The sequence below is a fragment of the Bradyrhizobium sp. B039 genome (assembly GCF_038965675.1).
Taxonomy (GTDB): domain Bacteria; phylum Pseudomonadota; class Alphaproteobacteria; order Rhizobiales; family Xanthobacteraceae; genus Bradyrhizobium; species Bradyrhizobium diazoefficiens.
This window is the reverse complement of the sequence record NZ_CP152416.1, coordinates 1530138-1548990: the sequence shown is the minus strand read 5'-3', so window position 1 is coordinate 1548990 and position 18853 is coordinate 1530138. Positions and strand designations below refer to the sequence as shown.

Here is an 18853-nt window from a genome sequence, read left to right as displayed (position 1 = left end):
CGGTGGATGGCGTGCATTTTGCGCCGGAGGTCACATCATGGCCATTGCTCCCACACTCCAGAAGTACCTCGCCGCTGAGAACATCCAATACGAAGTGGTCCCGCACGAACTCAGCATGACGTCCACTCGCACGGCCGAGGCATGCCATATCCCGGGCGATCGCCTCGCCAAAGGCGTCGTGCTGCGGCGCGACGGCGAATATATGCTGGCCATCTTGCCCGCATCGCATCACCTCCGCCCGTCGGAACTGAAGACGATACTCGGCGGAAATGTCCACATGGCACAAGAAACCGAGATCGGTGAGCTGTTCCGCGATTGTGCGCACGGTGCAGTTCCCGCCGTCGGCAAGTGCTACGGGCTGGATACTATCGTCGACGACAGCATCGAGGCGCAGCCCGACATCTATATGGAAGCCGGCGACCACGAGACGCTGCTTCATATGGGTCACGCGCAGTTTGCACGCCTGACGGCCAACGCACTGCACGGGCGCTTCAGCGCGCACGACTGAGGATTTGCGCACTGCCCAATCTTGGGCGGGAACCTCGGCCGCGACGTCGCCGTCAAACTGTTCAGGAAAGCGACGGCGACAGCGTCGGCGCTTGTCTGGTCAGATCGCGAAGTAATGATGCTTTCTCCTGTGACCTCGCACCCGATCGGTTGTACAGTTCAAACGAATGGGGGCGCTGCTGCAACAACGGAGGCTCGCCATGAAAGTCAAAGACGTGATGCACAAGGGTGTCGACTGGGTCAGCCCCGACACCCCCATCGCCGAGATTGCCAAATTGATGCGGGCGCATGACATCGGCTGCATTCCGATTGGCGAGGACGACAAGCTGGTCGGGATGGTGACCGACCGCGATATCGTCTGCAAAGGGCTCGCGAGCCACACCTTTGATGCTCGCCGCGCAACGGCCCGCGATGTGATGACTGAGGGTATTCATTGCTGCCGGGAGGACGACGACCTCGCAAAGGCGATGCATCATATGGAGAAACTGCAGGTCCGCAGGCTGCCCGTGATCAACAAGAGCAAGCGGATGGTCGGCATCATCAGCCTGGGCGATCTCAGCCGCTCCGCCTCAAATGATCTGCTGACCGAGACCGTCAGGAGTGTTTCGGCGCATCATTGAATTGAGGCCCGAGTTGCTCTCGCGATCGCCAGACGTCGAGCTGGGCCGGAGTCAGGCGTTTGTCATGCAACCATCGCGCGGCGCGAGAGCAGCGGCCCGAAGCGCTTGACTTTGCGTCGGCGTGAACGGGCTAAACTGAAAAGTCGAGGCCCTAGCGGTCGGCGGAGTGTCGGTTCATGTCCTCCAGGAGCTCGCGCATGGCGTCGAACTGCGTGCCAAAGCCTTTCCAGTCGCCGGACCTCAATCGTTCAACGGCCTGATTGTAGCGGTCGAGCGCCTCCCGTGCCTGACTTGCCGATGGGCGTGTGACGGGCATTTCCTCCATCGTGCTCGAGACCGGCCGCACCGCGCCAGGCTCGGTGAACAGAGCCGACAAGGCCTCATCGAGCGTCTCCTTCATCACCACATGCTCGCCATAGGCTGCGATCACGCGTTTCAGCTCCGGCAGGTGCCCGTGCTCCGCTCGCAAATAGAGCGGCGTGACATAGAGGATCGAGTTCTCGATCGGGATCACAAGCAGGTTCGCGCCGCGTATCACCCGCGAGCCCATCTGATTCCACAGCGTGATCTGTTGCGATATCTCGGTACTCTGGTTGATCCGCGCTTCGATCTGGAACGGCCCGTAGACGAGCTTCTCCTTGGGAAATTCGTAGACAATCAGCTTGCCGTAGTCGGGCGCGTCGCAGCGTGCGGCGAGCCAGGCGATCATGTTGTCGCGGCGGCTCGGCACCATGGGAAGCATGAGGAAGAACTCAGCCTGCGACTCACCGGGCAGCCGCATGATGATGTAATATGGGGCCATCGTTGCAACGCCGCCGCCGCCCGGCTGGCGCGGGAACTGCCAGAGATCCTCGCGGTTGTAGAAAACGTCGGCGGCCTCCATGTGATAGCTCTGATAGAGCTGCGCCTGAATCAGGAACAGATCCTCCGGATAGCGGATGTGCCTCTGCAGATCCGCCGGCATGACCGAGAATGGCTTGAAGAGGTTCGGAAAGATGCGCCGCCAGGTCGCGGCAACCGGATCGCCGGTGTCCATCAGATAAAAGTCGACGGTGCCGTTATAGGCATCGACGATGACCTTCACTGAATTGCGAATGTAGTTGAGATCCTGGTCTTGCGCCGGCTGCGCGGAGGGGAAGTAGGAACTCACCGTGTAGGCGTCCTGCATCCAGAACATCCGCCCATTGCTGATGACCAGATAAGGATCGTGATCGAGCCTGAGGAACGGAGCGATCGTTCGCACCCTTTCCCCGATGTTGCGGCGGATCATGATCCGGCTGTCCGCCGTGATGTAGCTCGAGAGCAGCAGGTTCGGGTCGTTGAAGTAGTAAGCGAACAGGCCTCTCCATACCGCCGCTCCTATCGGAACGCCGCCCGTCCCGTCATAGGCTGCGTAGACATTGTCTTTGCCCTTCGGGTAGTCGAACTCAGGCGTGCTCCCTTTGACGATGACGTAGCTGTCGTGCTCTTCGCCGTAGTAGATGCGCGGTTCGCGGATCTGCGGGCCTCCGTCCGCGACAGGAGGTATGTCGCGCAAATAGAGGAATGGCAGCCCTTCGCTGCTCTTGCGAGTGACCGGGCTCATCACTGCGCCGGTGCCGTGAGTAAACAGCACGTGGTGGTTGACCCATGTCTGGGCATTCGGCGGCAGCAAGGAAGGTCGCAGTTCGCGGGCCGAGATCATGACGCTTTGGTAGGAGCCATTGAGCCAGTAGCGATCGACGTCAAGGTGATGGAATTTGTAGTAGGTGCGGATCTCCTGCAGCTGCGCGTAGGTGTCCGCAAGGGGCTGCCAATCCCACAGCCTGATATTGTCGATGGTCGCCTTGTTGGCGTCGAGCGTCTTGAAGCTGAGCTTCTGTTCGGCGGCGAACGGCTTGGCCGCGATCTGATCGAGATTGTAGGCCTGCCGGGTGAGCGCGATGTTGCGTTCGATATAGGGCCTTTCCAGCTCCAGTTCGCTTGGCCTGACGAAGAACTGCCGGAACAGCACGGGAACCAAGCCGGACAGCACGAAAGACCCGATCGCGACAAGCAGGAACGCGGCGGCAGGAAGCCGGTAGGTGCGCACGCGCACGTTTGCCCACGCGGCGAGCGCCGCGATGCCCGAAAGTCCGATCATCAGCCACAAGGCCGGCAGCCCCACATGGACATCGGTGTAACTTGCACCGACAACCACGCCGTTATCGCCATAGAGCAGCAGGTAGCGATCGAGACCAAAGGACCAGGCCTTCACCGCAAACAGAAGACCGAGCAGCGCCGAGCCGTGGGCAATCACCGTCGACGACATTGATCGGCGATGAATGTCGTATTCGATCTCGCCGTGCACCAAGTAGATCGCCGCGGCAAACAGCGCGCTCAGCGCGAGCGCGAGCATCATCCAATTCTTGATCAGGATATAGGCGGGCAGCGAGAAGAGATAGAAGCCGATGTCGTTGTTGTAGAGCGGATCGTCCGCCCCATACGGCGCCTGATAGACAAACTGCAGGAAGACGCCCCAGTTGCCGGCTTCGGCCGCCGCGACAAGCAGAGCGAGCGAAGCCGCACCAGCTGCGATCAACCGCGGCCACCGCAGTCGGTCGCGCACAAGCGCAAGCAGATCTGGCGGCGCGTTGCCCGCGGCGCTCCACACGGAAGCGGCGGCAAGCTGTGTCGACCGCCGTCGGGCGAAGTGCAGTGCGAGCCATCCGTTCAACAACAGGATGACGGCAGTTGCCGTCCAGACCGCAAGAAAGACGACGGCCTTGGCGCCGATTGTTGTCCAGAAAACCTCGCGATAACCGATCACGGAAAACCAAAGCCAGTCGACCAGGAAGTCGCTGGCGAGCGCGAGCAGGGTCAGGACAATCGCAATGACGAGGGCCGCAATAATCAGCCCGACCACGGCACTTTGCCTTGGTGCCTTCCGCTCGGGTCCTGTAATCCCGATCGTCATCGCCTGATCATAGTCGAAATCAGGGACGCCCGCCGCTTGATTCGTGGTCGGGATGACGCCTCGAGGCGGGCGACGCAAGTGCTCGAAGCTGCGTCGCTAGGACCGCGGCGCAATATGGCATTTCGAAACGGCGCAAGGCGCCAAGCACGGCTGATGCAGCCGGCGCGATCAATCAGCTATCGCGCAACATGGCGCTCCCGAACCGGAGTGCCATCGTACAATGTCGGGAAATATCTTGGATTTGGCGCTCCCTAGGGGAATCGAACCCCTGTTTCAGCCTTGAGAGGGCCGCGTCCTAACCGCTAGACGAAGGGAGCGTGAGGGACAGGACATAGCCGCGAATTTTGCCGGCGGCAAGCCTCGATCGGGGGCGAAATCGGCGGATATGCATGGCGAGTGCGGCTCAGGCTTAACGGCGCGAAGGACCGCCCGGCCGCACGCGCTCCCGTCACATGGCCGGGAACACTCAGGGCTTCTTCAATTTCTCGATCGCGGCGGCGCCGGCGGCCGGCTCCAGGCGGAACAGGCCGGAGCCCGAAAATGCGGATTTGGACGGCGACGTCGAGCGGATCTGCTCGCCGCTGTTGCCGGCTATGGCCTGGTTGAGCAGGTCCCGAACCGGGGCGGCGCTACGGCTCGTTGGCAAATTTGAGCTTTCCCGCCGGCTTCAGGGTGTGGGCGTCGAAGGTGCGGATCTCGGTGACCCCGCCGACATCCAGCGTGATCACGAGGCGATCGCCGGCGACCCCGGTCGAGACGATCCTGGCGCCCTTCGGCAGGGTGGCAGTGACGTCGCCCGCGATCTCGGGCGCCCTTCCCTCCGACTTGAAAAGGCGGTAGCCCACCGCGATCAGAACGGCGCAGATCGCCAGCGCCGTGGTCAGCCCCGCGATCAGCATCATCCGCCGCACCCGCGCGAACAGCGCGGCCTGCTCGGGGGTCGGTTCGGGAACAGCGGTATCAGACGTCGTCATGGAAAACTCAGGCTCTGCGCAAAGGTTGGAGGTTGTCGTCGCCGGCGACGAGGGCTCGGCCCGGCTCGACCGCGTGCTGGCGGCGCGCCTGCCGGACCTGTCGCGATCGAGGCTGAAAGCCCTGATCCTGGCGGGGGCGGTGAGCCTGAAGGCCTCCGCCGTCCGCGACCCCGCTTATCACGTCAGTCACGGCGATACGATCATAATCGACGTGCCGGAGGCCGCGCCCGCCGAGCCGAAGGGCGAAGAGATCGCCCTCGATATCGTGTTCGAGGACGACGACATCATCGTCATCAACAAGCCCAAGGGCCTGGTCGTGCACCCCGCGGCCGGCCACGAGACCGGGACCCTGGTGAACGCGCTGATCGCCCATTGCGGCTCGACGCTGTCGGGGATCGGCGGGGTACGCCGGCCCGGCATCGTGCACCGGCTGGACAAGGACACGACGGGACTGATGGTGGTCGCCAAGAACGACCTCGCCCACGCCTCGCTGTCGGCACAGTTCGCCGACCACGGCCGCACCGGGGCGATGCGGCGCGGCTATATGGCGTTCGCCTGGGGGGTGCCGGGCCGGCATCGCGGCACCGTCGATGCGCCGATCGACCGCCATCCGTATGCGCGGGAGAAGATGGCGGTGCGCCAGGGCGGCCGCGAGGCAGTGACGCATTGGGAGATCCTGGAGAGTTTTCCGGGGCGCGACGGCAAGCCGATCGCGGCGCTGCTCGCCTGCGAGCTCGAGACCGGGCGCACGCACCAGATCCGGGTCCACCTCGCCCATATCGGCCATCCGCTGATGGGCGATGCGGTCTATGGCCCACACTTCAAGACAAAGGCGAACCAGCTGGCGCCAGAGTCGCAGGCCGCTTTAGCGGCGCTCAGGCGGCAGGCCCTGCATGCCTATCTGCTGGTATTGGAGCACCCGAGGACGGGAGAATTACTCCACTGGGAGGCGCCACTGCCGGAGGATTTGCTTCTCCTCAGGAGCGCCCTGAAAGCGGCGCTATGACGCAGGCCCGTTAGGAAAAGCGTTACATTACAAAAAGTTATAGCTGCCACACGGGGACGTGACGTCAGCAATCCTTCCCTTTTTGACCCCCCATGGGGTATATTGCGCCTGCGTTGGAAATGACCAACGCGGAACATCGCAGCTACGGCCGGCTTTAACACAGCGGTCGTCTGCCTGGCCCGCCGCTATCGGGGGCCTGAACCTTTGGAGGGCTCAACTATGGCCCGTACCGCTGCTCTGCCGGTCCTCAATGGAGAATCCGGCCTTTCTCGCTACCTCGCCGAGATCCGCAAGTTCCCGATGCTGGAACCCCAGCAGGAATACATGCTCGCCAAGCGCTGGCGGGAGCATGACGATCGCGACGCGGCGCACCAACTCGTCACCAGCCATCTCCGCCTCGTGGCCAAGATCGCCATGGGCTATCGCGGCTACGGCCTGCCGATCTCCGAGGTCGTCTCGGAAGGCAATGTCGGCCTGATGCAGGCGGTGAAGCGTTTCGAACCCGAGAAGGGGTTCCGTCTCGCCACCTACGCGATGTGGTGGATCAAGGCGTCAATTCAAGAGTACATCCTGCGTTCCTGGTCGCTCGTGAAGATGGGCACCACCGCGAACCAGAAGAAGCTGTTCTTCAACCTGCGCAAGGCGAAGAGCAAGATCAACGCGCTGGACGAGGGCGATCTCCGCCCCGACCAGGTTGCGACCATTGCCAAGCGGCTGGGCGTGACGGACCAGGACGTGATCGACATGAACCGCCGCCTCGGTGGCGACGCGTCGCTCAACGCGCCGATCCGCGACGACGGCGAAGCCGGCGAATGGCAGGACTGGCTGGTCGACAATACGCCCAACCAGGAAGCCATGATGGCGGAGCACGAGGAGTACGATCACCGCCGTGACGCGCTGAACGGCGCCATGGGCGTGCTCAACCCGCGCGAACGCCGCATCTTCGAGGCCCGCCGCCTCGCCGATGAGCCGATGACGCTGGAAGACCTTGCTGCCGAGTTCGGCGTGTCGCGCGAGCGCGTCCGCCAGATCGAGGTCCGCGCCTTCGAGAAGGTGCAGTCCGCGGTCAAGGGCACGATCGCAAGGGCAGAACAGGCCGCGCTGGAAGCCGCGCATTAAGCGGAGCTTCGCTGGCGCAAGAGATTGGCGGATCGAAAGAGACGGAAAAGCCGGCGGCAACGCCGGCTTTTTTGTTGGGTGTGAGCTGCGGCATATTTCGCAGCGATGCCGGCGAGGCACCTTGAACGCCCGTGACGGGTCGCCCGACACACTCTTGACGGGCCACATCCAGAGAACGGACACGCGCCGTGTCGATCATTTTGCAATCCACCGTCGGCGGCTTCTCCGCCCAGTTCATGCGCAAGCTGCCGCTGGTCGAGCAGGCGATGCGGGACCACGGGCTCGATCCCGCGGAGTTCGTGATCTCCAAGGACTACGCCTCGACCGCGACGATCCCGATCATGGGTCCGTTCTTCTTTAACTACAGCGTGTACTTCGGCGACGAGACATTCACCGTCACCGAGCCGAACGACATGGTGTTCCTGGACTACTTCTTCAAACGCGTGCTCGCAGCGGACGAGCCGCCGGAAGTGCCGCGGCGGCCAGGCTTGATCCGGCGGCTGTTCGGCTGGATGGCGCAGCCGGTGTAGCCCCTCCCGTCATTCCGGGGCGCGCGTAGCGCGAACCCGGAATGACACGCGCGCTACTCCCCCCATGTCCTCGCCAGCGTCGCGAGCCAGCAGCCTTCGCAATAGCGCGCGTCCTTGTAGTCGATCCAGTTGTGCGCATAGACGCGGTCGAGCGGGATGTCGTAGCGCGCACGCAGCACCTGGACGAGGATCTTCCACGCCGCGACCTGGGCCTCGGTGGGACCGGCCGCAACATCGGGATAATTGCCGGCGAACTCGACGCCGATCGAATTGTCGCGCACCACCTGGCGATAGGTCGGTCTGTTGTCGATGTACTTGTTGTCGTTGCGGTTGGCGCCGTCGCCATGGGTCGGCACCAGGTTTTCCGCGACCGCCCAATAGACCGTGCCGTCGGTCTCGACCCAGACCGTGACGCCGCGCCGCGTCGGGTTCTTCGACTGCTCCGCCGCGCCGCCGCGGGCCGAGCCCGCCGGCCCCTCGGTCTGGTGCACGATGATGTTGCGCCAGGAATGGGCGCTGCGGACGTCGCCCCACGGCGCGAGCCAGACGATCTTCAGGCCGGGAATGTCGGGCGTGCCGGAGGCGCGCGCGAGCTTTGCGAGTTCAGCGTCGGTTGCGGCGGCGGGTGCGATCAGGAGGGCGGCGAGAATGGCCGCGAGCAGGCGAGACATCATCACAAAGGGTCCAATGCGGACCCGAGCCTAGCACGCCGTCAGGCGAAATTGTGCGCGGCTTCGCCCATGCCGTTCGGCTCGGGCGAGAGCGGCGGTGCCGGATCGTAGACGGCAAAATCGTTCTTGCCGTTCTTCTTGGCGGCATAGAGGGCGTGATCGGCATGCGCGATCAGGCGGTCCGGGAATTGGCCGATGCCGGGATCCCATTGCGCCGCGCCGATCGAGATCGCGATCGGGATGTCGTTGCCGTTGCAGGCCGCAGCGTCCCGACGGCAGACCTCGAGCACACGGCGCGCGATTGCGGCCGCCTCGCGCAAGGAAGAGGACGGCAGCACGACGCAGAACTCGTCACCGCCGGTGCGGGCGAGCATGTCGCCGGGCCGCAGCCGCGTCTGCGCCATCAGGGTGAAGTGCTGGAGGCAGGCATCGCCTGCGGCATGGCCATGGGTGTCGTTGATGGTCTTGAAGCCGTCGAGATCGATCACCAGCAGCGAGAACGGCTCGCCGCTGCGCTCCGAACGGGCGCATTCCTCGGACAGTCGCTGCAACAGATGGCGCCGGTTGGCGACGCCGGTGAGATCGTCGAGCAGCGCGAGGTCGGCGACCTCGCCACGCAGCCGGTCCATCGCCATCAGGAGGAAGCCGAAATTGAGCGTCATCGACAGGAACAGGAGCCCCAGCACCATGACGGCGTGGGTCTGACCGCCGGCGACCGCCGAGAAATCGTGGCCGAGCAGATTGCCCACCGCACGGGCAAGGAAGATCGCAATGATGGTGATGATGACGATGCCGGCCAGACGGGCGCCAGGATTGACGTGCCCTTCAGGCGGCAACAGCAACAGACGCAGCGACAGCACCAGCGGCAGGGCCTGGCCGATCGTGTAGCTGAGCATGCGCAGCTGCATGTGCTCGAAGCCGACCATGAAGAAGACGACACTGCCGATGCTGATGATCCCCGTCGCAGCCATGACGCGCCAGGAGACCGGCCGGTCGTAGAAGCGCTGAATGCCCATGGCGGCAAAGCAGCTCGCCGCAATGATACCGGTGGCCCCGATGAGAAGCGGCACGGGAGAGGCGACGAACAGACGGATCAGCGCCGCCATCGCGCCGGCCGCGCCGACGAAGGCCGATGCCATCCAGAACCGTGCGGCCGCGAATTTCGGATAGGAACGCGTCACGTAGGCCCAGATCAGGCCGAGCGCCAGGAAGTTGACGACGAAGACCGTCCAGAGTGTCGGTACGTTCAGCATGGCGCGTGCGGCAAGTGCAGCGCCCCGCCCCCCATTACTGGTAGCCGTCCGTCCATAACCCATCCCCGTTTTCTTGCGGGGAACAATGCGCGGGTTGCACTTAACGGAGTCTCACTGCGATCCTTCAAAGCGCGCCTTTGGTTTTGGATTCGTGAACGGCGCGCGGATTGTCGGATCGTTAGGCATGTCGCCATCGGCCTCGTGCGGTCGTATCGCGATCCGCCGCGGAGCGGATTCGCGGGCAAAAATCACCCGAAAACGCATCTGAGCTGTGGATAACGTGATGACACAGATATGACGGCGCGGGGCAGAGACCTGCGAATCTGCTGAGTTTGTCGTCGAGGATGTTGCGAGGCTGGCCCTCCGCCGAGCATCCCTCGTGTCGCGTTCCACCATTAACCCTTGAGAGGATACTATGGCTAAGAAAGCGAAGAAGGCGAAGAAGGCGACAAAGAAGAAGGCCAAGAAGGCCGCGAAGAAGAAGTAGCCAGCATGTTCTTTGCCCGGGTGGAGCTCGCTCCGCCCGGGCGTCGGGTAAGGCTAAGAGAGTTTGAAGATGGCGGGCGCGTGGCCCGCTTTTTTATTGGCTGGAGAAGCTACCGCTCGGCAAACGCGAGCTTGGCGCCGAGTGCGGCAAATCCCGCCGCAAAGCTGCGGCGCAGCCAGGTCATCACCGCGGGGCGGGAGATGACGCGCTCGCGCACGGATGCGGCGCAGAGGCCGTAGACGACGAACACCGCAAACGTCATCGCCATGAAGGCGCCGCTCAATTCCAGCATTCGCGCCAGCACATGGGCCTCGTCCGCCGCGATGAACTGCGGCAGGAAGGCGAGGAAGAAGATCGACAGTTTTGGATTGAGGATGTTGATCAGGAAGCCGGTGACGATGACCCGGCCGCTCGACCGCTCCTTGATCTCGCCCTCCACCGCCAGCGCACCCCGCTCACGCAGCGCCTGCCAGGACATGTAAAGCAGATAGAGAACGCCGCACCATTTCAGCGCGGCGAAGGCGAGCGCGCTGGTGTGGAGCACGGCGGCAAGTCCCAGCATGGCGGCAACCATGTGCGGCACGATCCCGAGCGTGCAGCCGAAGGCGGCAGCCAAGCTGGCGCGGGAGCCGCGCGTCAATGCCGCGGCCAGCGTGTAAAGCACGCCGGTGCCGGGCGAGGCGACGACGATCAGCGAGGTGAGCAGGAAGGACCAGGTCATGAGCAGACCCTACCACCCCGCCTCATGGCAAGAAAGCGGCGCCCGGGATCAGCCGTCAGGATGACGGGGTGCGAACAGACCTGCCCCACAGACAAGGCAATTCCAACACCGTCACCCTGAAGTGCTCGCCTCTTCGGCGAGCCTCGAAGGGTGATGGCCCGGCTGCATCTCGGCCGTTCATCCTTCGAGGCTCGCCACACGACGCTTTGCGCCGCGCGGCTTGCACCTCAGGATGACGAGGTGAGAACTGGCCAGCCCTACAAACAAAGCGGTTCTGACCCGGTCAGACCACCTGCGCGATCTCGGCCTCGCGCAGCACGTCGAGCGGCGCCCAGGGCTTGGCCCAGAATTTGGCGCCGTCGGGCAAGGGCTGGTTCAACGGGCGGCCGGAGGTGACGACGACGTCGAGCTTGGGATTGCGTCCCTTGGCGACATGGGCGAGCTCGACGCCGTTCATGCGGCCGGCAAGCTGCACGTCGGTCACCATCAGGCAGAGCGCGCCTGCGCTCTTCTCGAGCACGCGCTCGGCCGCTTCGGCGCTCTCGCACTGGATGACCTGATAGCCGCTCTCTTCCAGCAGGAGACTGAGCATTTCCCTCTGCATGGGGTCGTCTTCAACGACGAGTGCCGTTGCAGGAAATGGTCTCGATTGTCCCATCGGCGACTCCCAATGCTGCCTGTCTTCGTCCAAGTAACTTACGTTAAGGAGCCAACTCGAATACGGTTCGGTTCCATTCTGAAAAAATGTAAATCATAGTTCCAAAATCGGAGCTTGAGGGGGATCCATGACTGCGATTCGCGGCGCCGCCGCCATCACGGGAGCTGCAAGCGGCATTGGCCGCGCACTCGCCATCGAACTCGCCCAGCGCGGCTGCGACCTTGCGCTCGCCGATCGCGACGAGGCCGGGCTGAAGGCGCTCGCCGCCGAGATCGGCGAAGGAAGCGAGAAGGCACGCAAGGTCACCGTGCATCGCGTCGACGTCAGCGAGCCCGGCGACATCGCGCAGTTCGCAAGCGAAGCGACAGCGGCGCATCCGTCGCTCGGCATCCTCGTCAACAATGCCGGCGTGGCGCTGCTGGGCACCTTCGAGGAGATCGACCAGGCGCAGATGGAGTGGCTGTTCGACATCAATTTCTGGGGCGTGGTGCACGGCACGCGCGCCTTTCTGCCGCACCTGAAGACGATGGAAGCGGCGCATATCGTCAACGTCTCGTCGGTTTTCGGCATCATCGCCCCGCCGGGACAATCGGCCTATGCCGCGGCCAAATTCGCCGTGCGCGGTTTTTCCGAGAGCGTCCGGCACGAGCTCGCGGTCGCCGGAAGCCCGGTGAAGCTGTCGGTCGTGCATCCCGGCGGCGTCGCCACCGCAATCGCGCGGAGCTCGCGCACCGGGGTCGGCGTCACCGACAATGCCCGCCGCTCGCAAATGATCGAGCGGTTCGAGAACGCGGCAAAGACGACACCAAAGGACGCCGCTCTGCGCATCATCAAGGGCATCGAGAGGAACGAGCCCCGCATCCTGATCGGCAACGACGCCCGCTTCATGGACCTGCTGCAGCGCTTCCGCCCGGGGACGTACTGGGCGCCGTTGCAGCGGAGGCTGGAGAAGATGGCGAAGGGGACGAAGTGAGTGTGATGCGACGCCGCCCTCCGCACCCACCGTTGTCGTCCTGGCGAAAGCCAGGACCCATAGCCACCGAACTCAGTTTGGCGAAGGCGGGCAGTTACTCAGCCAATGCAAGTGGCTGAGAGCCGTCGTAACAATTACTCCCTGAGGTAATGGGTCCTGGCTTTCGCCAGGACGACGATGGGGGGTGCCCTCGCAGCCGTCTCCCACCCTCACTGCCCCGCCAGCCGATCGGCAAAATAGCCGATCGTCTTGCGATAGATCACCGCCCTGTTCCACTCCCGCATCGCCTCGAAATTGGCGGTGCCTTCGCCGTAGGGCTGGCCCATCTTGAAGCCGCTGGTGTGGAGCAGGTTCGCGGTCGAGGCGAGCACGTCGGGCACGCTGTGGCGCAGGTCGACGTGACCGTCGCCGTCGAAATCGACGCCGTACTTGATGTAGGACGACGGCAGGAACTGGGTTTGGCCGATCTCGCCGGCATAGGCGCCGATCAGGTCGCGCAGCGGCAGGTCGCCGCGCTGCACGATCTTGAGGGCGGCGAGCAGCTCGCCCTGGAACAGATCGGTGCGGCGGCAGTCATGCGCGAGCGTCGCCAACGTGCGGATCACCGGCAGCTTGCCGATGTCGCCCTTGCCAAAATCGCTCTCGAGCCCCCAGATCGCAACCAGGATATAGCGGGGTACGCCGAACTGCTGTTCGATGCGCGAGAGCAGCGCGGCGTGACGCTGCAACAGCGCCTTGCCGCCATTGATGCGGCCCGGCCCGACGCGGGTCGAAACATACTGCTCAAAGCTCTTGTTGAAGGTGTAGCGCTGGCGCCGGTCGAAGGCGAGCACGGCGCCGTCCTGGGTGATGCCGCTGAACGCCGCACTGGTCACGCTCGCCGAGACGCCGGCTCCTTGCGCTTCCGAGGCCATGCTGGCGACGAAGCCGTTGAAGTCGCCGCCGCAGCGCGCGGCCTCGGCCGGGCCGCCGGCCAGACCAACGAAGCAAGCGGCGGCCAGAGCGTATCTCAGCATGTCGAGCGATCCCCCAAAATCCCAGTGCGAAGCAGCGCGCGATCATGCCCGGGAAAGCGGCAACCGTCAAAGCGGCGCGCTTGATCCGCATCAACGTGTCTCACGCCCCGCTTTCTAGATTGAGCGAAACACGAGAGCCTCCCAGGAGACTAGCCTATGACCGGAATTACCTTGACCGCCGAGCAGATCCGCAATGCGCCCGCCTTGGTGCGGCAATGGATCGAGCAGGAGGTGATCACCTCGCTCGGCCTTGCACCGCGGACGCCTGCGGCCGCGCCGCCGCAGGCCGCCCATCTCGTCGCCTGCAGCGTGGAGGACATGGCCGGCGTGCTTGAGCATGTCCGCGGCGTGTTTCCCGCCGTGAACGTGCTGTTCGAGCTCGGCCGTCCCGGCATCAGCATCGGCCAGCCCGCAGTGATGACGTTCCGCCTGATGGACATCCTGCATCACACCCGCCTGCAGGACGTCGGCCAGGTCATGACCTGCCTGGAGATGCTCAACGAGGCGCTGACCGAGGTGAGGAAAGACCCGTCGGTGCGGTTCTGCGGCTTCGACAATGAGGGCCATTGCCTGATCGCGCCGCAGACCCAGACCAGCATCGCAACGCTGTGGCAGACCATGATGGAACGCCAGCAGGCGGCGCAGGCGCCCGAGGCCGGCAGCCGGATTGCACCGGCGGCTTGAAACGGGCGGCGGCTTTCCGGACAATCGGCAAGGGAATGGGCCGCCGGTGAGAACCGGCGGTATGGTGCAGGCGACTAACGTCTGCGCCCCCTCCTCAACCGATAGAGAGTGCCGATGCCCGCGCCGCGAAACATCCCCGGATCGCTCGTCCTTGCCGCCCTGCTCTGCCTTCTCGCCGACACCACCGCGACCGCGCAGACGCGCGACGTCGCCGGCAGCCGCGACTATCCCGGCATCGGCCGGTTCGCCGGCAGCGTCATCACCGGCTATGTGGTGAAGGATTTTGACGCCGCTCGGATGCAGGCGGCCGCCTTCAAGGACGGCCAGCCGACCGATGCGCGGCGGCTCGAGGGCCGCGTTGTCCGCATCGCCTATCGCACCAATCCCGGTCCCTCGATCCTGGAAGTGTCGCGCAATTTCGAGACGCAGCTCGCGAAAGCCGGCTTCGAGACCCTGCTCTCCTGCGACACCGACGCCTGCGGCGCCATTCCCTTCACGGAAAACATCGACACGCTGCCGATCCCGCAGATGTGGGTCGACGGCTTCAACTACCGCTACTTTGCCGGCCGCAAGAGCGAAGGCGGGCGCGAGACCTATGCCAGCGTCATCGTCAGCCAGAACAACCAGGAGATCTATGCGCAGGTCACCGTCGCCGAGCTCGGCGCCATCGCGAACAAGATGGTCGATGCCGCCGCGATGGCGAAGGGCCTGGGCGAGACCGGCCACATCGCGCTCTACGGCATCTATTTCGACACCGACAAGGCCGTGCTGAAGCCGGAGAGCCGCCCGACGCTGGAGCAGATCGCAAAGCTCCTGACCAGCCAGCCGCAGCTCAACGTCTTCATCGTCGGCCACACCGACAGCCAGGGCGCCTACGAGTACAATCTCGACCTGTCGAAACGCCGCGCCGAAGCGGTCGCCGCCGAACTCGCGAAGAGCTTCCGCATCGCGCAGGCGAGACTGCGCACCGCCGGCGTCGGCCTGCTCGCGCCAGTCGGCTCGAACGCGACGGACGCCGGCCGCGCGCTGAACCGGCGGGTGGAGCTGGTGGCGCCGTGAGGACGTGCGCCGGAGTTTGATGCGCCTCAACATAGTGCTGCAAGCGACATGGGATGAACGATCGCGCCCACGCTCCCCTCTCGTCATTCCGGGGCGCGCGCCAGCGCGAACCCGGAATCCATCGAGCGGCAGCGTTGGTGGATGAATGGATTCTCAGATGCGCAATTGCGCGTCATAGTTCGCGCTTTGCGCGCCCCGGCATGACGGATGGCGGACTTGTCGCTATAATTTCTGCGCTTCTGTAGGAGGCGAACCGCCATGCCCAACAATCAGCAACCTAAACCAACCCGCCCCGCCCTGCTGCGCATCCCGCTGTTCCGCCTGCTCGCCATCAACCTCGCGATCGGCGCCTGCGCCGCGGCGCTTCTCGTCGGCGGCCTGCTCTGGCTCAACCCCGGGCATCTGCGCGAGCTGATCCTCGCCGACCGCGCAGGCGGCGTTGCGCTTGTTCTGCTGCTCGCTTCGTTCCTCATCACCTTCGGTTCCGCCGCGATGGGCAGCGCGATCATGGCGCAGGGACGTAAGGAGGATGATAGCGGGCGCGGCGGCGGACACCAATCGCCGCTCGCCGTCCAGGAACTGGCGCAGCGCAGGCGCACGCATTGAGATGTGCACCGCGAAGATGGAACTCGTCCGCACCGGATCACATTGTCGGCACGCAAACGGGAACACGTGCAGCCCGACGCGCCTCGCTACAAGCGCGTAACTCTCGCTGCATCGCGAGAGCGGACAAGATGAACAAAGTGATTTTATAGTCCAAGCAATTGTTTCGGCGCGCATCGAAACCAGAGATCGCGATCGACGCATATCTGATGCGCTCACTGCGACACCAACGCTGCGGCGATTTATCTTGCCACGGCATGGCGCGAGTTATATTATTCTATCCTAGGTTGTCGCCCCGCCAGCCCCGGGCGACACTGAAGACCCAAAATAAACGGCGGGCTTTTCGGCCCGCCGTTTATTGAGGAAGGGCCGCAACGGACCTTACGAAGCGCCGGGCGCATCCATTTCTTGAAATCAGATTTCGCCGATCGATGGCACGGAGACCTCCGCAGGCCGCGGCTCCATGCTGACAACCCCCAAAGCCATTTGACTATGACGCCCTTATCGACGACAAGCCGCCATGGCCAAGAAACCCGGGACCAATCCCAAAGGCGAGTTTGCCTTCTTCAACGTCGTCTATGAGGACGGCTCCCAACGCTCCAACCGCCGCGTCCCCGCGGAATTGCTCGGGGGCCTCGAGGGCGACGAGCCCGCCCGCGGCTTCATCATGGAGCAGGACCGCGAGATCGCCGAAAAATCCGGCCGCCCGCCGCTGGCGATCAAGGAGATCGAGCGGGTGGGGGTGAAGAAGAAGTAGGACTTCGAGCGCGACACGCGACGCGTCAGCACAAACGAAAAACGGCGGGCTTTCGGCCCGCCGTTTTCGTCTGGATGCCCGGGTCAGGCCCGGGCATGAGAATCCGAATTAGTTATCCAGGAAGCTCCGCAGCTTCCGGCTCCTCGACGGATGCTTCAGCTTGCGCAGCGCCTTGGCCTCGATCTGGCGAATACGCTCGCGGGTCACCGAGAACTGCTGGCCGACTTCTTCCAGCGTGTGGTCGGTGTTCATGCCGATGCCGAAGCGCATGCGCAGCACGCGCTCTTCGCGCGGAGTGAGCGAGGCGAGCACGCGCGTGGTGGTCTCGCGCAGGTTCGACTGGATCGCGGCGTCGATCGGCAAGATCGCGTTCTTGTCCTCGATGAAATCGCCGAGATGCGAATCCTCCTCGTCACCGACGGGGGTTTCGAGCGACAACGGCTCCTTGGCGATCTTGAGGACCTTGCGGACCTTCTCCAAGGGCATGCCGAGCTTCTCGGCGAGCTCTTCAGGGGTCGGCTCGCGGCCGATCTCGTTGAGCATCTGGCGGCTCGTGCGCACGATCTTGTTGATCGTCTCGATCATGTGCACGGGGATGCGGATGGTGCGCGCCTGGTCGGCGATCGAGCGGGTGATCGCCTGCCGGATCCACCACGTGGCGTAGGTCGAGAACTTGTAGCCGCGGCGATACTCGAACTTGTCGACGGCCTTCATCAGGCCGATGTTGCCTTCCTGGATCAGGTCGAGGAACTGCAGGCCGCGGTTGGTGTACTTCTTCGCGATCGAGATCACGAGACGGAGGTTGGCTTCCACCATCTCCTTCTTGGCCTGGCGGGCTTCGCGCTCGCCCTTCTGCACGGAGTGCACGATCTTGCGGAACTCGACGATCTCCAGGCCGGTGAGCGCAGCGAGCTGATGCACCTCGTGGCGGAGGTCCTTGATGCGGTCCTTCTCATGGTGGACGAAGTTCTTCCAGCCCTTGGCCGACAGCTTCGAGACGCGGTTGAGCCAGCGCGGATCGAGCTCCGAGCCGGTGTAGTTGCGCAGGAAATCCTCGCGCGCGACGCCGTGGCTGTCGGCGAGACGCATCAGGCGGCCCTCATGCGAGACGAGGCGCTTGTTGATGTCGTAGAGCTGCTCGACGAGACTGTCGATACGCGCCTGGTTGAGGCGCAGCGACTTCACCTCGACGATGATCTCGTCCTTGAGCTTGCGGTACTTGCGCTCCTGGTGCGGCGAGAGCGAGGGCCCATGCGAGGTGCTCTCGAGCTGGTTCTGGATGTCCTGCTCCTGAAGCTTGCGCAGCTTCTTGTAGCTCTCGGCGATCTTGTCGAAGATCTCGACGACCTTGGGCTTGAGCTCGGCCTCGATCGCCGCAAGCGACATCTGGTTCTCGAACTCGTCGTCCTCGTCCATGTCGGCTTCGGCGGCGGCCTCGCCCGGATCCTTCTCGGCCTCGGCGCCGTTGCCGGCGGCAGGCGCGGCGCGGAACGGGGTCGGCGCCGGCGGCGCGGCGGGCGGGGCGACATGCGCGGGCGCAGCCCCGGTCACTGCAACCGCTTCGCCGCCCTCGGCCGTGGCTTCGCCGTTCTCACCGGTGGGGCCGCCGATCATCGCGGTGTTCATGCCGCCCTTGGCTTCGGGGCCGGCATAGGTCGCTTCGAGATCGATGATGTCGCGAAGGAAGATCTTGCCTTCGTTGAGCTCGTCGCGCCAGATGATGATGGCCTGGAAGCTCAGCGGGCTTTCGCACAGCCCTGCGATCATCGCCTCGCGGCCGGCCTCGATGCGCTTGGCGATCGCGATTTCGCCTTCGCGGGAGAGCAGCTCGACGGTGCCCATCTCGCGCAGATACATGCGCACGGGATCGTCGGTGCGCTCGCCCGGCTCGCTCTTCTTGACCTCGGTGACGGCCTTCTGGGTGACCTCGACGAGTTCGTTGTCGGTCTCGTCCTCGCCGCCCTCGTCCTTGTCTTCCTCGCCTTCGCTATCGTCGGCTTCGGTGACGTTGATGCCCATGTCCGAGAGCATGGACATGATGTCCTCGATCTGCTCGGGCGAGGTCTGGTCGGACGGCAACACTTCATTGAGCTGATCGAAGGTCACGAAGCCGCGCTTCTTGGCCTGCTTGATCATCTTCTTCACGGCCGCGTCGGACAGATCGAGCAACGGCGAGGGCGCGTCCTGGGAATCCTTCTCGGGAGCATCCGCTGCCTTGTCGTCTTTTTCCTTGTCCTTCGCCTGCAGCGTCTTTGCCTTGGTGGCCATCCATTGCTCCTA

The 18853-nt window shown here is 64.1% G+C and carries 19 protein-coding genes and 1 tRNA gene; 10 read left to right on the top strand and 10 right to left on the bottom strand.

Annotated features, from left to right (window positions below; all coding sequences use genetic code 11):
• The first annotated feature begins 37 nt into the window (after nt 1-37).
• Together AAFG50_RS07320 and AAFG50_RS07315 are read left to right on the top strand one after the other, a co-directional pair.
• Nucleotides 38-508: a YbaK/EbsC family protein gene (locus AAFG50_RS07320; RefSeq protein ID WP_028172875.1), complete on the top strand. Its 471-nt coding sequence runs from the start codon at nt 38-40 to the stop codon at nt 506-508.
• 199 nt (nt 509-707) lie between these two features.
• Nucleotides 708-1127: a CBS domain-containing protein gene (locus tag AAFG50_RS07315; RefSeq protein ID WP_028172874.1), complete on the top strand. Its 420-nt coding sequence runs from the start codon at nt 708-710 to the stop codon at nt 1125-1127.
• Between the two features lie 151 nt (nt 1128-1278).
• On the opposite strand, the gene AAFG50_RS07310 is transcribed toward AAFG50_RS07315, so the two are convergent.
• The 4 genes from AAFG50_RS07310 to AAFG50_RS07295 all read right to left on the bottom strand — a co-directional run bounded on the left by AAFG50_RS07310 (nt 1279) and on the right by AAFG50_RS07295 (nt 5036).
• On the bottom strand, nt 1279-4062 hold the full coding sequence (locus tag AAFG50_RS07310; RefSeq protein ID WP_011090068.1) for a UPF0182 family protein: 2784 nt from the start codon (nt 4060-4062) through the stop codon (nt 1279-1281).
• Nucleotides 4063-4304: 242 nt separating this feature from the next.
• Nucleotides 4305-4379, bottom strand: a tRNA-Glu gene (locus AAFG50_RS07305).
• 149 nt (nt 4380-4528) lie between these two features.
• Nucleotides 4529-4708, bottom strand: a complete 180-nt coding sequence (locus AAFG50_RS07300; protein ID WP_028172872.1) for a hypothetical protein — start codon at nt 4706-4708, stop codon at nt 4529-4531.
• Nucleotides 4692-5036, bottom strand: coding sequence for a hypothetical protein (locus tag AAFG50_RS07295; protein ID WP_011090070.1), 345 nt, complete (start codon nt 5034-5036; stop codon nt 4692-4694). The genes AAFG50_RS07300 and AAFG50_RS07295 overlap by 17 nt, the downstream gene beginning before the upstream one ends.
• Between AAFG50_RS07295 and AAFG50_RS07290 the strand changes: the two genes are divergently transcribed.
• The 3 genes from AAFG50_RS07290 to AAFG50_RS07280 all read left to right on the top strand — a co-directional run bounded on the left by AAFG50_RS07290 (nt 5035) and on the right by AAFG50_RS07280 (nt 7691).
• A complete protein-coding gene (locus AAFG50_RS07290; RefSeq protein WP_028172871.1) occupies nt 5035-6042 on the top strand; it encodes an RluA family pseudouridine synthase in 1008 nt (335 codons plus the stop codon). The two genes, AAFG50_RS07295 and AAFG50_RS07290, sit on opposite strands and share 2 nt — an antisense overlap.
• A 219-nt stretch (nt 6043-6261) precedes the next feature.
• The gene (rpoH, locus tag AAFG50_RS07285) at nt 6262-7161 is read left to right on the top strand and encodes an RNA polymerase sigma factor RpoH (RefSeq protein ID WP_011090072.1); all 900 of its coding nucleotides are present in this window, start codon (nt 6262-6264) and stop codon (nt 7159-7161) included.
• 188 nt (nt 7162-7349) lie between these two features.
• Nucleotides 7350-7691 carry a hypothetical protein gene (locus AAFG50_RS07280; RefSeq protein WP_028172870.1) on the top strand — a complete coding sequence of 114 codons (342 nt, stop codon included), beginning with the start codon at nt 7350-7352 and terminating at the stop codon, nt 7689-7691.
• Nucleotides 7692-7744: 53 nt separating this feature from the next.
• Here the strand turns inward: AAFG50_RS07280 and AAFG50_RS07275 are convergent, their stop codons facing one another.
• The 4 genes from AAFG50_RS07275 to AAFG50_RS07260 all read right to left on the bottom strand — a co-directional run bounded on the left by AAFG50_RS07275 (nt 7745) and on the right by AAFG50_RS07260 (nt 11481).
• Nucleotides 7745-8368, bottom strand: coding sequence for a peptidoglycan recognition family protein (locus AAFG50_RS07275; protein WP_028172869.1), 624 nt, complete (start codon nt 8366-8368; stop codon nt 7745-7747).
• A 35-nt stretch (nt 8369-8403) separates the two neighbouring features.
• Nucleotides 8404-9615, bottom strand: coding sequence for a GGDEF domain-containing protein (locus tag AAFG50_RS07270; protein ID WP_028172868.1), 1212 nt, complete (start codon nt 9613-9615; stop codon nt 8404-8406).
• Between the two features lie 596 nt (nt 9616-10211).
• The gene (locus AAFG50_RS07265) at nt 10212-10823 is read right to left on the bottom strand and encodes a LysE family translocator (RefSeq protein WP_011090076.1); all 612 of its coding nucleotides are present in this window, start codon (nt 10821-10823) and stop codon (nt 10212-10214) included.
• Between the two features lie 283 nt (nt 10824-11106).
• Nucleotides 11107-11481 (bottom strand): response regulator, encoded by a 375-nt coding sequence (locus AAFG50_RS07260; protein ID WP_011090077.1) that lies wholly within the window; start codon nt 11479-11481, stop codon nt 11107-11109.
• A 127-nt stretch (nt 11482-11608) separates the two neighbouring features.
• On the opposite strand from AAFG50_RS07260, the gene AAFG50_RS07255 reads away from it, so the two are divergent.
• On the top strand, nt 11609-12454 hold the full coding sequence (locus AAFG50_RS07255) for an SDR family NAD(P)-dependent oxidoreductase (RefSeq protein WP_028172867.1): 846 nt from the start codon (nt 11609-11611) through the stop codon (nt 12452-12454).
• Between the two features lie 209 nt (nt 12455-12663).
• On the opposite strand, the gene AAFG50_RS07250 is transcribed toward AAFG50_RS07255, so the two are convergent.
• A complete protein-coding gene (locus tag AAFG50_RS07250; RefSeq protein WP_028172866.1) occupies nt 12664-13470 on the bottom strand; it encodes a lytic murein transglycosylase in 807 nt (268 codons plus the stop codon).
• A 156-nt stretch (nt 13471-13626) separates the two neighbouring features.
• Here AAFG50_RS07250 and AAFG50_RS07245 point away from each other — a divergent pair, with 156 nt between their 5' ends.
• The 4 genes from AAFG50_RS07245 to AAFG50_RS07230 all read left to right on the top strand — a co-directional run bounded on the left by AAFG50_RS07245 (nt 13627) and on the right by AAFG50_RS07230 (nt 16573).
• Complete coding sequence (locus AAFG50_RS07245; protein ID WP_028172865.1) at nt 13627-14154, top strand: hypothetical protein; 528 nt, start codon at nt 13627-13629, stop codon at nt 14152-14154.
• 114 nt (nt 14155-14268) lie between these two features.
• Nucleotides 14269-15213, top strand: coding sequence for an OmpA family protein (locus AAFG50_RS07240; protein ID WP_028172864.1), 945 nt, complete (start codon nt 14269-14271; stop codon nt 15211-15213).
• A gap of 258 nt (nt 15214-15471) precedes the next feature.
• On the top strand, nt 15472-15819 hold the full coding sequence (locus AAFG50_RS07235) for a hypothetical protein (protein WP_028172863.1): 348 nt from the start codon (nt 15472-15474) through the stop codon (nt 15817-15819).
• Nucleotides 15820-16336: 517 nt separating this feature from the next.
• Entirely contained in the window at nt 16337-16573 is a 237-nt protein-coding gene (locus AAFG50_RS07230; protein WP_011090083.1) for a hypothetical protein, read from the top strand.
• 108 nt (nt 16574-16681) lie between these two features.
• Here AAFG50_RS07230 and rpoD read toward each other — a convergent pair whose 3' ends face one another.
• On the bottom strand, nt 16682-18841 hold the full coding sequence (gene rpoD / locus AAFG50_RS07225) for an RNA polymerase sigma factor RpoD (RefSeq protein ID WP_011090084.1): 2160 nt from the start codon (nt 18839-18841) through the stop codon (nt 16682-16684).
• Nucleotides 18842-18853: the final 12 nt, after the last annotated feature.

Excerpts from the sequence above, each read along its gene's own strand:
- AAFG50_RS07320 (WP_028172875.1), top strand. The coding sequence starts at position 38 with ATGGCCATTGCTCCCACACTCCAGAAGTACCTCGCCGCTGAGAACATC.
- AAFG50_RS07315 (WP_028172874.1), top strand. The coding sequence starts at position 708 with ATGAAAGTCAAAGACGTGATGCACAAGGGTGTCGACTGGGTCAGCCCC.
- AAFG50_RS07310 (WP_011090068.1), bottom strand. The coding sequence starts at position 4,062 with ATGACGATCGGGATTACAGGACCCGAGCGGAAGGCACCAAGGCAAAGT.
- AAFG50_RS07290 (WP_028172871.1), top strand. The coding sequence starts at position 5,035 with ATGGAAAACTCAGGCTCTGCGCAAAGGTTGGAGGTTGTCGTCGCCGGC.
- AAFG50_RS07295 (WP_011090070.1), bottom strand. The coding sequence starts at position 5,036 with ATGACGACGTCTGATACCGCTGTTCCCGAACCGACCCCCGAGCAGGCC.
- rpoH (WP_011090072.1), top strand. The coding sequence starts at position 6,262 with ATGGCCCGTACCGCTGCTCTGCCGGTCCTCAATGGAGAATCCGGCCTT.
- AAFG50_RS07270 (WP_028172868.1), bottom strand. The coding sequence starts at position 9,615 with ATGCTGAACGTACCGACACTCTGGACGGTCTTCGTCGTCAACTTCCTG.
- AAFG50_RS07265 (WP_011090076.1), bottom strand. The coding sequence starts at position 10,823 with ATGACCTGGTCCTTCCTGCTCACCTCGCTGATCGTCGTCGCCTCGCCC.
- AAFG50_RS07260 (WP_011090077.1), bottom strand. The coding sequence starts at position 11,481 with ATGGGACAATCGAGACCATTTCCTGCAACGGCACTCGTCGTTGAAGAC.
- AAFG50_RS07255 (WP_028172867.1), top strand. The coding sequence starts at position 11,609 with ATGACTGCGATTCGCGGCGCCGCCGCCATCACGGGAGCTGCAAGCGGC.
- AAFG50_RS07250 (WP_028172866.1), bottom strand. The coding sequence starts at position 13,470 with ATGCTGAGATACGCTCTGGCCGCCGCTTGCTTCGTTGGTCTGGCCGGC.
- AAFG50_RS07245 (WP_028172865.1), top strand. The coding sequence starts at position 13,627 with ATGACCGGAATTACCTTGACCGCCGAGCAGATCCGCAATGCGCCCGCC.
- AAFG50_RS07240 (WP_028172864.1), top strand. The coding sequence starts at position 14,269 with ATGCCCGCGCCGCGAAACATCCCCGGATCGCTCGTCCTTGCCGCCCTG.
- AAFG50_RS07235 (WP_028172863.1), top strand. The coding sequence starts at position 15,472 with ATGCCCAACAATCAGCAACCTAAACCAACCCGCCCCGCCCTGCTGCGC.
- AAFG50_RS07230 (WP_011090083.1), top strand. The coding sequence starts at position 16,337 with ATGGCCAAGAAACCCGGGACCAATCCCAAAGGCGAGTTTGCCTTCTTC.
- rpoD (WP_011090084.1), bottom strand. The coding sequence starts at position 18,841 with ATGGCCACCAAGGCAAAGACGCTGCAGGCGAAGGACAAGGAAAAAGAC.